The 14,140-nt window shown below is 72.3% G+C and carries 12 protein-coding genes; 1 reads left to right on the top strand and 11 read right to left on the bottom strand.

Annotated elements, in window-relative coordinates; genetic code table 11:
* Positions 1 to 62: 62 nt before the first annotated feature.
* From C8054_RS04065 to C8054_RS04045, 5 genes are read right to left on the bottom strand one after another with little or no spacing between them, the layout of a single operon-like run.
* Positions 63 to 656 (bottom strand): cysteine hydrolase family protein, encoded by a 594-nt coding sequence (locus C8054_RS04065; protein WP_107155347.1) that lies wholly within the window; start codon positions 654 to 656, stop codon positions 63 to 65.
* Positions 626 to 2,533, bottom strand: a complete 1,908-nt coding sequence (locus C8054_RS04060) for an ABC transporter ATP-binding protein (RefSeq protein ID WP_107155346.1) — start codon at positions 2,531 to 2,533, stop codon at positions 626 to 628. Before C8054_RS04060 ends, C8054_RS04065 begins: the two co-directional genes overlap by 31 nt.
* Positions 2,520 to 3,434, bottom strand: coding sequence for an ABC transporter permease (locus tag C8054_RS04055; protein ID WP_107155345.1), 915 nt, complete (start codon positions 3,432 to 3,434; stop codon positions 2,520 to 2,522). Before C8054_RS04055 ends, C8054_RS04060 begins: the two co-directional genes overlap by 14 nt.
* Complete coding sequence (locus C8054_RS04050; RefSeq protein ID WP_107155344.1) at positions 3,431 to 4,360, bottom strand: ABC transporter permease; 930 nt, start codon at positions 4,358 to 4,360, stop codon at positions 3,431 to 3,433. Before C8054_RS04050 ends, C8054_RS04055 begins: the two co-directional genes overlap by 4 nt.
* Positions 4,361 to 4,373: 13 nt before the next feature.
* On the bottom strand, positions 4,374 to 5,975 hold the full coding sequence (locus C8054_RS04045) for an ABC transporter substrate-binding protein (protein WP_107155343.1): 1,602 nt from the start codon (positions 5,973 to 5,975) through the stop codon (positions 4,374 to 4,376).
* 172 nt (positions 5,976 to 6,147) lie between these two features.
* Here C8054_RS04045 and C8054_RS04040 point away from each other — a divergent pair, with 172 nt between their 5' ends.
* On the top strand, positions 6,148 to 7,323 hold the full coding sequence (locus tag C8054_RS04040; protein WP_158273803.1) for an MFS transporter: 1,176 nt from the start codon (positions 6,148 to 6,150) through the stop codon (positions 7,321 to 7,323).
* 24 nt (positions 7,324 to 7,347) lie between these two features.
* Here the strand turns inward: C8054_RS04040 and C8054_RS04035 are convergent, their stop codons facing one another.
* The 6 genes from C8054_RS04035 to C8054_RS04010 all read right to left on the bottom strand — a co-directional run bounded on the left by C8054_RS04035 (position 7,348) and on the right by C8054_RS04010 (position 14,063).
* Entirely contained in the window at positions 7,348 to 8,205 is an 858-nt protein-coding gene (locus C8054_RS04035) for an amidohydrolase family protein (protein WP_158273802.1), read from the bottom strand.
* Positions 8,206 to 8,245: 40 nt separating this feature from the next.
* The gene (locus C8054_RS04030) at positions 8,246 to 9,631 is read right to left on the bottom strand and encodes a phenylacetate--CoA ligase family protein (RefSeq protein WP_107155340.1); all 1,386 of its coding nucleotides are present in this window, start codon (positions 9,629 to 9,631) and stop codon (positions 8,246 to 8,248) included.
* A 46-nt stretch (positions 9,632 to 9,677) separates the two neighbouring features.
* Positions 9,678 to 10,478 (bottom strand): IclR family transcriptional regulator, encoded by an 801-nt coding sequence (locus tag C8054_RS04025; RefSeq protein WP_233219487.1) that lies wholly within the window; start codon positions 10,476 to 10,478, stop codon positions 9,678 to 9,680.
* Between the two features lie 83 nt (positions 10,479 to 10,561).
* Positions 10,562 to 12,007 (bottom strand): MmgE/PrpD family protein, encoded by a 1,446-nt coding sequence (locus C8054_RS04020; RefSeq protein WP_107155339.1) that lies wholly within the window; start codon positions 12,005 to 12,007, stop codon positions 10,562 to 10,564.
* Entirely contained in the window at positions 12,004 to 12,849 is an 846-nt protein-coding gene (locus C8054_RS04015; RefSeq protein WP_233219486.1) for a cyclase family protein, read from the bottom strand. Before C8054_RS04015 ends, C8054_RS04020 begins: the two co-directional genes overlap by 4 nt.
* Positions 12,846 to 14,063: a CaiB/BaiF CoA-transferase family protein gene (locus tag C8054_RS04010; RefSeq protein ID WP_107155439.1), complete on the bottom strand. Its 1,218-nt coding sequence runs from the start codon at positions 14,061 to 14,063 to the stop codon at positions 12,846 to 12,848. The genes C8054_RS04015 and C8054_RS04010 overlap by 4 nt, the downstream gene beginning before the upstream one ends.
* Positions 14,064 to 14,140 lie beyond the last annotated feature (77 nt).

Genomic DNA, 14,140 nt, shown 5'->3' with positions numbered 1-14,140 from the left:
GCGCGACGGCGGGGTCGCGCGGGCGGTCCCGGCGGCCGGTACGGCGGGACGCCCGGTCGGGTTCAGGCGGACAGCACGGCGGCGGCGGAGCCGACGGTGCCGACGGCGTGCGCGAGCGTGGCCAGCGTGGCCCGCTGCACCTGTTCCGCCGGCAGGTCGAAGCCGGCGGCGGTGACCGGCAGCGCGGCGGTCAGGTCGGCGACCACCAGCACGTCGAGGTCGCGGGCGCGGGCGTCCTGGGCCGTGGCCTGCACGCAGATGTTGGTGGTGACGCCGGTGAGCACCACCCGGTCCGCGCCGAGCGTGCGCAGCACCACCGCCAGGTCGGTGCCGTAGAACGCCGACTGGCGGGGCTTGACCACCCGGATCTCGTCGTCCCGGGCGCCGAGACCGGGATGCAGGTCGGCGGCCGGGCTCCGGAACAGCTCGTCGACCGCCGCGCCGTACCCGGCGGTGGTGGCGGCGCCCATCGACACGCCGGGGCGCAGCTCGCGGGTCACCCAGACCAGCGGCACGTCCCGGGCGCGGGCCGCGTCGGCGAACCGGGCGATCCGGTCCACCAGCGCGGCGGCGTCCGGGACGGCCAGCGGGCCGGTGACGTACTTGCGTTGCACGTCGATGACGATCAGGGCGTCGCCGGGGCCGAGGGGACGCACGGCTCCTCCGTCCGGGTCGTCGGGCGGTCCCGGTACCGGCCGAGGTCGGCCTCGGGGTCGAGCACCGCGTCGAGGAGTTGCCGGGTGTAGGCCGCCGCCGGCCGCTGGTAGATCGCGTCGACCCGGTCCAGTTCGACGATCTTCCCGGTGGACATGACCGCCACCCGGTCGGAGATGTAGGCCACCGCCGCCAGGTCGTGCCCGATGAACAGGTACGTCAGGCCGAGCCGGGCCTGGAGGTCGCGCAGCAGGTTGAGGATCTGCGCCTGGATGGAGAGGTCCAGCGCGGCGACCGGCTCGTCCAGCACCATCAGCGCGGGTTCCAGCGCGAGCGCGCGGGCGATGGCGACCCGCTGGGCCTGCCCGCCGGAGAGCTGGTGCGGGAAGCGTCCGGCGTAGTCGCCGTCCAGCCCGACCAGGTCGAGCAGTTCGGTGACCCGGTCCCGCCGCTGGGGCTTCGACCCGCGTTTGTGCACCAGCAGCGGCTCGTCGACGATCTGCCCGATGGTCATCCGGGGGTCCATCGAGGAGTACGGGTCCTGGAAGACCACCTGGAGGTCCCGGCGGACGTCCCGCATGGCCTTGCCGGAGAGCCGGGCGATGTCGACGCCGCCGATGACCACCCGGCCGGAGGTGGGGGCGAGCAGCCCGGACATGATCATGGCGGTGGTGGACTTGCCGGACCCGGACTCCCCCACCAGGCCGAGCGTGGTGCCCTTCGGGATGGTGAAGGAGACGTCGTCCACCGCCCGCAGCACCCGGGCCTTCCGACCGGAGCCGAGGGGATACTCCTTGACCAGGTTCTCGACCACCACGAACGGTTGTTCCGCGTCGCCGGGTCGGGCGTCGACGAGTGGTTCGCCGCCCTCGCGCCAGTAGCCGAGGTCGCCGTCGGCGGTCAGCCGGCCGGTCCAGTGGCAGGCCGCGACCTGGCCGCCGCCACTCGGTTGCAGGACCGGCAGTTCCTCGGCGCAGCGGTCGGTGGCGAACCGGCAGCGGGGGTGGAAGGAGCAGCCGGCCGGCAGCCGGGCCGCGTTCGGTGGCGCGCCGGGAATGGCGGTCAGTGTGGACCGCAGCCGCCGCAACCGGGGCAGCGACCCGAGCAGCGCGGCGGTGTACGGGTGGCCGGGTTCGTGCAGCACCTGCTCCGCGGTGCCGTACTCGACGACCCGGCCGGCGTACATGACGGCGACCCGGTCGGCGACGGCCGCCGCCACGCCGATGTCGTGGGTGATCAGGACGACCCCCATCGACAGGCGGTCCCGCAGCTCGATCATGGTCTCCAGCACCGCGCCCCGGACGCTGGTGTCCAGCGCGGTGGTCGGCTCGTCGGCGAGGAAGAGCGGCGGGTCCAGGGCGATCGCCATGGCGATCATGACGCGCTGGCGCATGCCGCCGGAGAGTTCGTGCGGGTACTGCTTCGCCCGGCGGCCCGGGTCGTCGATCCGGACCACGCCCAGCAGCTCGACCGCCCGCTCCCAGGCGTCCTGCGCCGACGCCCCCCGGTGCACCCGCAGGATCTCGGCGATCTGGTCGCCGACGGTGAAGCTCGGGTCCAGCGAACTCATCGGGTCCTGGAACACCATGCCGTAGTTCTCGGCGCAGAACCGGCGCAGCGGCGCGCCGCGCAGCCCGAGCACGTCACGCCCCTGGAAGCGGACCCGGCCGGCGGTGTGGCCGTTGGCCGGCAGCAACCCGGCGACGGCGTGCAACGAGACGCTCTTGCCGGAGCCGGACTCGCCGAGCACCACCAGGGTCTCGCCCTGGTGCACCGACCAGGTGGCGCCCCGGACGGCGTGCACCGGCCCCCGGAGCGTGTCGAAGGTGACGTCCAGCCCGTCGACCTCGAGCAGCGGTACGGCGTCAGCGCCGGCCATGCGGATCCCACCTCTCACTCAGCCAGTCACCGACGACGTTGACGCTCAACACGACCAGGGTGATGGCCACGCCGGGGACCAGCGGGATCCACCACGCGGTGTCGAGGTAGCCCCGGCTGGCGCTCAGCATCCCGCCCCAGGTGGCGGTGGGCGGCGGCACGCCGAGCCCGAGGAAGCTGAGCGAACTCTCGATGACGATGGACCGGGCCACCACGAACGTCCAGACGACGATGAGCGGACCGGCGATGTTGGGCAGCACGTGCCGGGCGAGGATGCCGACACCCCGACGGCCGATGGCGACGGCGGCCCGGAAGTAGTCGGTGGAGACCACGTTCAGCGTCTTGGCGTGGGCGAGCCGGGTGAACGGCACCCACTCCCAGAGCACCAGCACGATGATCAGCACCGACAGTTTGGCGCCGAAGACCGCGACCACGGCGAGGGCGACGATGAGGAACGGGAACGCGGTGAGGATGTCGACCGTCCGCATGATCACCGACTCCACGATGCCCCGGTAGTAGCCGGCGACGACGCCGAGGACGGTGCCGAGCAGGCCGGCGAAGGTGGCCGCGACGAACCCGACGGTGAAGCTGACCCGGCCGCCGTAGATGGCGCGGCTGAGCAGGTCCCGGCCGAGTTCGTCGGTGCCGAGCAGGTGCGCGCCCTCGCCGCCGAACAGCGACGGCGCGGCGAGCCGGTTGAGCAGGGACTGCTCGTTGGGGTCGTACGGCGAGACGGCCGGGGCGAAGATCGCGGCCAGGACGCCGACGATCAGGAAACCGAGCGCGATCCGGGCGCCGAAGTGTCTCGGCAGGAGGCGTCGGCGCCGCCGGCGGGGCGCGGGGACGACCTCGGCCACGGGTTCGGCCCCGCCAGGCTCGGGAACGGTCAGCACTGTGCTCATCGGGTCACCAACTGCGCCTTGAGTCGGGGGTCGACCACCTGGTAGAGCAGGTCGACGATGAAGTTGATCAGCACGACGAGCACGCCGATGACGAACACGCCCGCCTGGAGCACCGGGTAGTCGCGGGCGGTGACCGACTCGACCATCAACCGGCCCAGGCCGGGCCAGGAGAACACCGACTCGACCACCACCGAACCGGCGATGAACTGGCCGAGTTCCAGCCCGACGAGCGAGAGCATGGGCACGCTGACGTTGCGCAGGATGTGCCGGTAGCGGATCCGCCGGGTGCTGTAGCCGAGCGAGTTCGCCGTCCGCACGTACCCCTTGCTGAGTTCCTCCAGGGTGTACGCCTGCACCAGCCGCATCTGCCGGGCGCAGATGAAGGCGGCGAGGGTGACGGCCGGCAGGATCAGGCTCATCACCCCCTCCCCGCCGAAGCTGGGCAGCCAGCCCAGGCTGACCGCGAAGATCATGATGAGCACCAGACCGAGCACGAAGTTCGGCACGCTCTGCCCGAGGATGGCGAGGCCGTTGACGGCCCGGCCGAGGAGCCCGTCCCGGTGCACGGCACCGAGCACCCCGGCCGGTACGCCGAGTCCGACCGCGATGAGCATCGCGAGGAGGGTCAGCAGCGCCGACGCCGGGAACCGGTCCAGCACCAACGCCATCGCGTCGCTGCGGTACTGGTACGAGTCGCCGAAGTCGAGCACCAGCAGGTCACCGAGGAACCTCACGTACTGGACGAGCACCGGTTCGTTCAGCCCGAGGTTGCTGCGGATGGCCGCCAGGGTCTCCGGGTCCGCGTCCGCGCCGGCGATGGCCGAAGCCGGGTCGCCGGAGATCCGGACCAGGAAGAACACCAGGCTGGACAGTCCGAGGATGACCAGGACCAGCTGCAGGAGCCGCTGTCGCAGAAGCTTCGCCACGGTCGGACCCCGTCTAGCCCGTCACCTTGGTGATCAGCTCCCAGGCCGGGTTGCCCGCCTGGTCCACCTTGAAGCCCCGGATCTTGTCGGAGCTGGCCCAGACGTCCGGCATGGTCATCACCGCCACGGACGGGACGTCCTCCTTGTAGATCTTCGACAACTCGCAGAACGCCTGCTGCCGCTCCGGGGTGCCCTCCTCGGCCGAGCGCAGCTTGCCGAACCACTCGTCGTACTTCGGGTTGGAGTAGCCGATGTTGTGCTGGGGGTAGCCGGTGACCAGGCGTTCGAGCTGCACGGAGGCGTCCACGAACGGTGAGCTGCTCATGCCCCAGGCGAAGAAGTCGGCCCGCTCGGTGCGGTTGTAGTACACGTCGAGGTAGTTGGAGAACTCCATCGGGGCGATCTCCACCGACTCGACAGCGTCCAGCTTGTTGACCATCTCGCCGATCGCCTGGGCCAGCAGCGTGTCGTTGAGGATGAACCCCTGCGAGGTCTGGAACTTCAGCTTGAGCCCGGAGACGCCGGCCTCGGCCATCAGCTTGTTGGCCGCGGCCAGGTCGTACGGGTACCGGGTGACGTCTTTGCAGTAGCCGGACATGAAGCTCGGCGCCAACTGACCCTGGCCGACCTGACCCTTGCCGCCCATCACGCCCTGGACCAGCGCGTCCAGGTCGAGGGACTGGGCGATGGCCCGCCGGACCCGCACGTCGGTCAGCGGCCCGGAGTCGGTGAACAGGTCCACCACGTACGTGCGCGGCTCGACCGCGTCGTAGATCGTGAAGGCGCCGGACTCCAGCGGCTTGATCCCGTCGATCGGGACCTTGGTGATGATGTCCACGTCACCGGCGCGCAGGGCGGCCACCCGGGCCGCGTCCTCCGGGATCGCCTTGAAGGTGATCGAGGCCGGCAGTGCCTTGCCCTGTCCGGAGTTGGGGTTCGGCACCAGCACGAGTTCCTTGCCGGGGACGAACTTCTCCACCATGAACGCGCCCGTGCCGATGGGCTTGACGTTGAACGCCTTCGCGCCCACCCGTGCGTGCTCCTTGGGCGGGACGATCGGCATCGCGCCGAGCAGCCGGGGCAGGATCGCCTCCGGCGCGCTCATGGTGAACCGGATGGTGGTGGCGTCGACCGCTTCGACCTGCTTGATGATGCCGAGCTTGCCGCGGATGCTCGCCTCGTTCTTCGGGTCGAGCATGAACTTGGTGGAGTAGACGACGGCGTCGGCGTCGACCGGCTCGCCGTTGGCGAACTTCAGGTCCTTGCGGAGGACGAACTGCCAGGTCAGGTCGTTGACGCGGGTCCACGACTCGGCGACGCCGGGGACCACCTTGGCGCCCTCGCCGAGCGTGTCGACCCGGGTCAGCAGGGACCAGACCGGGTAGGCGTAGAAGGAACGCGGCGGGGACGTGGCGGAGAATGCGTCCAGGTCGGGGTTGATCACCCCGACCCCGACCACGATGTCCGCCCCGGCTGCTCCCGGGGAGGAGTCCGCCTCCGCCGCACTGTCCCCGTTGGACGAACTACAGGCCGTGGCCAGGAGGGCCACCACCCCGACCAGAGCAGAAACCTTCAGGGCTCTGAACCGGCCGAGAACTCCCGTCTTCGGACTCATCCCGGCACCCCTCTCCCATGCGATTCGCACATTCGATCCGCTTAGCGGAACAGCGTTTCTACACACTAGGTGCGGCTTCTCCGCAGTGTCAACGGCCTGACGTGCCGTTATGGACCCGTGCTCAGGTTTACGGTACGTTCAGCGAAACATCGTTCCGCTGAATGGACCGCTTGTGGCGCCTTCCCTACCGCTCGGTACCGGCGGGATCCTGACCGTCACCGCCCTGTCCGCGGTCGGCGCCACCGGCTACGGAACGCTCGCCCCGGCGATGGCGGAACTCGCCGCCGCGTACCAGGTCTCGGAGGCCGCCGTCGGGCTCCTCCAGGGCGTGATCGCGGTGCCCGGCATCGTGCTGACCGTGGCGCTGGGCGGCCTCTCCGACCGGCTCGGCCGCGGCCGGGTGGCGCTCGGCTGCCTGCTGCTGTTCTCCGTCGCCGGCACCGCCTGCGCGCTGGTCGACTCGTTCGGCACGGCCGTCGCGCTCCGGGCGGTCCAGGGAATCGGCTTCGCCGGCCTGCTCACCATCCCCCCGACCGTGATCGGCGAGACGCTGACCGGCGCGGCCCGGCAACGCGGCCTGGCGGTCAACACCTTCGTGCTGACCACCGCCTCCACCGTCGGACCGATGGCCGGCGGCGCGGTGGCGAGCCTCGGCGACCCACGCGCCGCGTTCTGGCTCTACGCGCTGGGCGCGCTGCTGGTACCCGGAACCGTCCGGGTGCTCGGGCTCGGCCCCGGCCGGCGGCCGACCCGGGGCCACCGCTCCGCCCGGCTCCTGGCCGATCTGCGGCGTGTCGGCGAGCTGCGAACCGTGGTCGGCGCGCTGACCCTGACCACCGTCGTCATCGGCCTGATGACCGCGGCCACCGCGGCGATGCTGCCGCTGGCCCTGGACCGGGTCTTCGAGGTGCCGCTGGCGGCCCGGGGTCTGCTCGTCGGCCTCGGCAACGTGGGCAGTCTCGTCGCCTCGGCGGCCCTGGCCCTGCTCGCCGGGCGGACCGCCGACCGGCACGTCGCACGGATCGGGCTCGGGTTGTGCGCGGTTTCCCTGCTGCTCACCGCCGCCGCCCCGGCCGTGTGGGTGGTGGCGGTCGCCGTGGTGCTCCTCGGCGTCGGGGTGGGCTGCGCGTACAACGCCTCCGTGCACGCCGTCTCCCGGCAGCCGGTCGACGGCCGGGGCATGCTCATCGGCGCGTGGTCGGCGTCGTCGCGGCTCGGCCAGTCCACCGGCCCGGCCGTGGGCGCGCTGCTGGTCGGCGTGGTCGGCCCGATGGCCGCGTTCTCCGTCGGCGGCGCCGCCGCCGCGGTCGCGCTCGTCGCGCTCACCGCGGCCGGCCGGCGTCGGTGACGCACGCCCCGACGGCGGGGCGGATCAGTCGGTGAGACCGTAGAGGCGCAGGGCGTTGTCGCGCAGCACCGCCGTGGCCGACTCCGGCCGCAGGCCCAGCTCGGCGAACTCCGTCATGGCGCGCTCCGGGTCGATCACCGGGTAGTCGGTGCCGAAGAGCACCTTCTCCCGGCCGAAGGTGTTCATGTAGTGCACCAGCGCGGCCGGCCAGTGCTTCGGGGCGTACGCGTCCACCCCGATGTACACGTTGGGGTGCTTGTACGCGACCGCGATCATCTCCTCGGTCCACGGCCACCCGGTGTGGATGCCGACCAGCTTCAGCTCGGGGAACTCGCAGGCGACCGTGTCGAGGGTGATCGGCCGGCCGACACTGCGCAGCGGCCGGGCGTCGTCGTAGCGCAGGCAGTGGCCCACCTGGAGCTGGATCGGCACGTCCAGCTCGGCGCACTTGGCGTAGATCGGGTAGTAGCGCCGGTGGTCCGGGGGCAGCCCGAACCAGTGCGGGTACGAGTGCGCGCCGACGAAGCCGTACTCGGTGACCGCCCGTTCCAGGTGCCGCAGCTCGGCCATGCCGGCGGTCGGGTCCAACCCGACCAGGCCGCTGAACCGGTCCGGATGCGCGGCGACCAGCTCGGCGACGGTCTCGATCTGGAGCGCGAAGCTGTTGACGTCACCGGCCGGGCCGAGCTTCGCGGCGATCAGGAAGGACCGGGCGATCCCGGCCCGGTCCATCTTGGCCAGGTACTCCTCGATCGTCGTTCCGGGCAGCCGGTCCCCGGCGCCGATCTTGCGGCCGAGGAAGTCCTTCGACCAGGCCGGTCGCGCGGCCACGATCTCGGGTGTGTAGGGATTGACGACCACGTCGATGGCACCGGTGTACACGGTCAGTCACGACCTTTCTGAGAGCTACGTGTCGACGACGTCAGCCGACGTGGCGGCGGTCGACGAGACGACGGGGTTTGGCGTCGGCCAGCGGGTCGTAGATGTCGTCCACGCCGACCACCCGCACCTCGGGCGTGAGGTGGGTCAGATCGCGGATCCGCGACCGTACGGCCGAGACCAGCGCGTCGGCGTCGCGGCCGGCGACCGGGGCGACCTCGACCACCACGCCGTCGCCGGAGAGCGTGTCGCCGGGGCGCAGGTGGTCGAGGACCACCCGGTACTCGGCGACGCCGGCCAGGTCGACCAGGGCGTCGCCGAGCACGGTCAGGTTGACCAGCGTGCCGTTGACCTTGACCAGGTCCTTGGTGCGGACCGGCTGGGAGACGATCCGCTCGGCGGTCCGCCCGCAGGCACACCGTTCCCGGGTCAGCCGGACGATGTCGCCGACGGCGTACCGGAGGAAGGCGGTGCCCCGGGCCCGCAGGTGGGTGATGAGCAGCAGGCCGGGTTCCCCGTCGGGCACCGGCTCGCCGCTGGCCGCGTCGACGGTCTCCAGGTGGATCAGGCCCGGGGTGGGATTGTGCCAACCCGCCCCCTCCGCGCACTCGATCATCGACCAGCCCTCGGTCGAGCCGTAGCGGTTGGCCACCCGGGCCGTCTCCGCGCCCACCGCGCGCAGCCGGGCGCGCAGATCGTCGACGCCGGCGGCGCTCGTCGCCTCGCCGGTGACGAAGCACCAGCGGACCGTGGGCAGCCGCAGCCCGCGTTCGGCGGCCCGGATCAGCACCCGGCGGACGAACCCGGCGACCCCCCACAGCACCGTCGCGCCGTGTGCCACCACCAGGTCGATCGCCTCGTCGAGCCGGCGGTGCACCGGCCAGTCCGGCGAGGGGCGGCCGGTGTGTCCCTGGAAGATGGTCGCCCCGATCGCCGCCGCCGTCCGGTCGGCGCGGATCCGGGCGCCCATCGGGAACGGGGTGAGCGGGAAGAGGTTCGCGATCACCTCGTCGGCGCCGAGACCGAGCAGCCGGGCGCAGCGCCGGGCGTGCAGCAGGTAGGCCCAGTCGTCGCTGGTGGTGACGTAGAGCGGGGCGGGCGCGCCGCTGGTGGTGCCGGTCGTGTAGATGACGTACGCGAGGGTGCGTTCGGCCACCGGCAGGTCGGCCGGGGCGGTCAACCGGAAGGACTCGGGGTCACCGAGGAAGTCCTGCTTGCCGGTGACCGGAAGCCGGGACAGGTCCGCGACCCCGCGTACCCGGTCCGGGTCGACTCCGGTGCGCGCGAAGAGTCGCCGGTAGTGGGGGTGGTGCCGAGCCAGCAGCTGGACCTGCGCCGCGATCAGCGGGTCACGTAGCCGCTCCACCTCGCCGGGGTCCGCGTAGAGCACCGAGTCGCCCGATGGGTCGAGCGCGGATGGCACCGACACCGCTGTTCCCTCCCGCGGGGCGGTCCGGCCCCACCGCTGGCGGGCATCACTCCGTGGAGCGTTGCCCGATGATCTCCGACTCCCGGTGGCCCATCAGGGCCGAGAGTCGCCGTACGGCGTCCAGCAGCGCGTCGGCCGCCTCGTCGATCTTCGGTTCGAAGCGGCGCAGCGGGCCGCACACGCTGATCGCCGCGGTCGGCTTGCCCCGGTGGTCGAAGACCGGGGCGGCCACCGAGGCGGCGTCGGCCTGACGCTCCCCCAGCGACCGGGCGTACCCGCGCTTGCGGATGCGCTCCAGGTCGGCGCGGAGCTGCTCGGGCGTGGTGATGGTGGTGTCGGTCAGCCGCTCGAACGGGCCGGTGGCGAGGTAGGCGTCCTGCTCCTCGGGGTCGAGGAAGGCCAGCAGCGCCTTCGACGACGAACCGGCGTGCAGCGGGTACGGATGGCCGAGCCGCACCGACATGCGGATGTCCGTCGGCGGGGTCTCCTGGTCGATGTAGATCCGGGTCCAGCCGCTGCGGATGGAGAGGGTGGAAGTTTCCTGGGTGGCCGTGACCAGCTCGTGCAGGATCGGCTGGGCCATTCGGCGCACGTCGATGCCTTCGAAGTAGGTCAGGCCGAGCTTGAGGGCCGCGTGGCCGAGCGCGTACCGGCGGGTCTGCGGCTCGATCTGGATGTAGTCCTTCTCCAGCAGGGTCGACAGGATCCGGTGCACCACGGCCTTCGACAACCCGAGCGCCTTGGAGATCTCGGTGACCCCGAGGGTGGACTCCCTCCGTTCGGTGAAGAGGGTGAGCACCTCCATCGCACGGCCCACGGTGAGAATCGTCTTGCTGGTCTCGGTCACTGAGAGTCCTTCCGCTGCGGCGTCGGACCACTTCGGTCCGTGACGCGGCGAACGAGATTGTACGCCGGGGGCGACGTAGTTCCTCACAGCGGAATACCGTTCTCGAACATCAGCGGGCTGAGCAGGTCATCCACCGAGGCCGCGTCGGGCAACGCCCGGGCGGCGCGGGCGATCGCGGTCACCCGCTCCGGCGGCAACACCCGACCGGCGTTGTCGCGGAACTTGCCGGCGACCTCGTCGTCGGTGAGCGGGCGGCGCGAACCGCCCCGGTTGGCGAGCACGGCCTCCTCGAGCAGCCGGCCGTCGGTGGTGCGCACCCGCAGCACGGCCGGGAACTGGTGCGGGAAGATCTCGTCGCAGCGCGGGTCGGCGACCACGGTGACCCGGCTCATCAGCCGCCGCCGGACCGGGTCACGGGCCAGGTCGTCGGTGAAGTCGTCCAAGCCCAGACCCAGACCGCCACCGCCGCCGAGCAGCGCGGCCGCGACCGTGTACGGGCCGGAGAACTGCGCCTGGTAACCGGTCTCCGGGGCCTGCTTGACGTCGAGGGGCTCGCCGATGGTGCGGACGGTGGCGGTCGGCACGGCCAGTTCGACGCTGGCCACGTCGTCCGGGCGCAGGCCGGCGTCCCGCAACGCCAGCGCGGCGTCGATGCCGGCGTGCGTGAAGTGGTTCGCCGGGTACGGCTTGAAGAAGATCCCCGGCACCTCCCACCGTTGACCGAGCCCGTCGGTGACCGCCCCGGCGTCGAACTCGCCGCCGAGGAACGCCTGGAAGAAGCCGAAGCGCCCCTCCAGCAGGGTCGCCGGCCCGGTGATCCCGCGTTGGGCGAGCTGCGCGGCGTACACGCCGGCGTGCGCGGCCCAGCCGCAGTGCATCCGCTTGACGGTGCCGCCGGTGCGGTTGCTCTCGATGATCCCGGACGCCATGCTGGCCGCGATGCCCATGGCGTGCAGCACGCCGTCGGCGGAGAGACCGAGCAGTTTCGCGGCGGCGGCGGCCGAGCCCACCGCCCCGCACATCGAGGTGGCGTGCTGTCCCCGGTCGAAGTACCGGTTCGCCCCGGTGGCCGCGTCGTAACCGGCCATCCCGACCCGTACGCAGATCTCCAGGCCGACCGCGATGGCGGCGACCACCTCCGCGCCGGTGGCCCGGGTCGGCTCGGCGACGGCCAGCGCCGCCGGGACCACGCTGGCGCTGGGGTGCAGCACCGACGGCAGGTGGGTGTCGTCGTAGTCGAGCGAGTGGGCGAGCACACCGTGGGCGAACGCCGCCTCGCTGGCCGGCACCCGCTGGCGCAGCCCCACCACCCGGGCGTCCGGCCGGCCGCCCCGCTCGGCGACCAGGTCGAGCACGGCCGCGCTGGTGGGCAGTGCGGTGGCGGCGACCGCGATGCCCAGGACGTCCAGCACCCGTTGGGCGACGCTGCGCACCACCGGCGGGGGCAGGGGAACGCCGGCCGGGCCGTGGGTCGCGGCGAACGCGGCGAGCTGCCCGCCCAGGGTGGCCGCCGGCGACGTGGCGGTCATCCGGACACGACCAGGGCGAGCGGGCGGACCGGGCTCCCGGTCGCGCCGACAATGTTCAGGTGCGCCAGGACGAGTGTGAACTCCCGCACCCCGGACCCGGCCAGTTCCTCCAGGGCCATCGCCTCGATGAGGTTGATGCCGTGTTCGGCGAGCAGCACCCGGTGCGCCGGCAGCAGGGCGTGTCCGGACCCGGCGGCGAGACGTTCGAAGGCGATGGTGTCCGCACCGGCCAGCCGCACGTCGCGGGCGGCGATCCACCGGGCCCCGGCCTCGCCGACGCCGGGCACCCCGGTCGCGTGTCCGATGTATGCCTCCCGGTCGTCGTAGCGGCGGCCCCAGCCGCTGCGCACCAGGACCACGTCGCCCGGTCCCACCGGGGTGCCCTGCCGGGCGACGGTGGCGTCCAGGTCGGCGGGCGTGATCTCGTACGCCGGGTCGAGGGCGGGCACCCCGAGCGCGGCCGGCACGTCGAGCAGCACCCCGCGACCCACCAGCGGGGGCAGTTCGTCGATCGCCCCGGTGGTGAAGCCGCCGCCGGTCTGTGCCCGCATCGCGTCGGCGCCGTCGTGCAACCGGCCGTCGACGGAGACGTGCGCGAGGGCGTCGATGTGCGTGCCGACGTGGGTGCCCAGCGAGATGAGGTCGTTGGCGGCGGACATCCCGTCGGCCCGGTAACTGTCGCCGTGCCGGCGCGGCAGGGTGTGCCAGAACGGCGGGTGGTTCGGCGACTGGGGCATGCCGATGCGCAACGGCCGGCCCAGGTCGAAGACCCGGACGCCCGCCTCGACGGCGGCGAGCAGGACGTCGCCGCGCCGCTCGCTTCCGATGGTCTCCACGGTCATCGCAGCACTCCCCGGTCTCGCAGCTCGGCGAGTCGTTCCGCGCCGATGCCCAGTTCGTCGCCGAGCACCTCGTCGGTGTCGGCCCCCACGCCCCGCCCGGTGAAGCGGATCTCACCGGGGGTGGCGCTCATCCGGAACAGCACGTTCTGCATCCGGATCCGACCCAGGTCCGGATCGGGCACCTGGGTGATCATCTCCAGCGCCCTGACCTGCGGGTCGGCCAGGAGTTCGTCAGGCGCGTACACCGGCGCGACGGCGGCCCCGGCGGCGGTGAACGAATCGATCACCTCGGACCGGGTCCGCGCGCCGATCCAGTCGGCCACGTACCCGTCGAGCAGGTCGGCGTGCCGCGCCCGGCCGGCGCCGGTGGCGAACCACTCCTCGCCGATCACCTCGGCGTGCCCGACCAGGGTCAGCACCCGCTCGGCGATGGAGTTCGCCGAGGTGGAGATGGCCACCCAGTGCCCGTCGGCGGTCCGGTAGGTGTTGCGCGGGGCGTTGTTCAGCGAACGGTTGCCGGTCCGCTGCTGGACCACGCCGAGCTGGTCGACGTAGATGACGCTCGGGCCGACCGCCGTCATGATCGGTTCCAGGATGTCGAGGTCGATCTCCTGGCCGGTGCCGTCGCCGGTGGCCCGCGCGTAGAGGGCGGTCAGCACCGCCGCCGCGCCGGTGATCCCGGCGATGGAGTCGGCCAGCCCGAAGGCGGGCAGCATCGGCGGCCCGTCCGGCGACCCGGTCAGGTGGGCGAAGCCGCTCATCGACTCGGCGAGGGTGCCGAAGCCGGGGCGGGCGGCGTACGGGCCGGTCTGCCCGAAGCCGGTGACCCGCAGCAGCACCAGCGCGGGGTTGAGCGCCCGCAGGTCCGTCCAGCCCAGGCCCCAGCGTTCCAGCGTGCCGGGGCGGAAGTTCTCCACCACCACGTCGGCGGTGCGGACCAGCTCCCGGAAGATCTCCTGGCCCTCCGGGTCGCCCAGGTAGAGCCCGACGGTCCGCTTGTTGCGGCCGATCATCTTCCACCAGAGGCCGACGCCGTCCTTGCTGAGGCCGTGCCCCCGCATGCCGTCCCCGTGCCGCGGGTGTTCGATCTTGATCACGTCGGCGCCGAAGTCGCCGAGGATCTGACAGGTCAACGGACCCGCCAGGATCGTCGACACGTCGAGCACCCGGACACCGTCCAGCGCCCGCCGGCTCCGCGACTCCTGACCACCCACCCGGCCCACTCCCGTCGTCCAGTCGTTCCGTTAGAAGGAACGTCGTTCCTCGAACCGTACCGAGTGCCGGACCCGCT

This window comes from Micromonospora sp. RP3T, from assembly GCF_003027925.1.
Classification (GTDB): Bacteria; Actinomycetota; Actinomycetes; order Mycobacteriales; family Micromonosporaceae; genus Micromonospora.
This window is presented reverse-complemented; position numbering and strand designations above follow the sequence as displayed.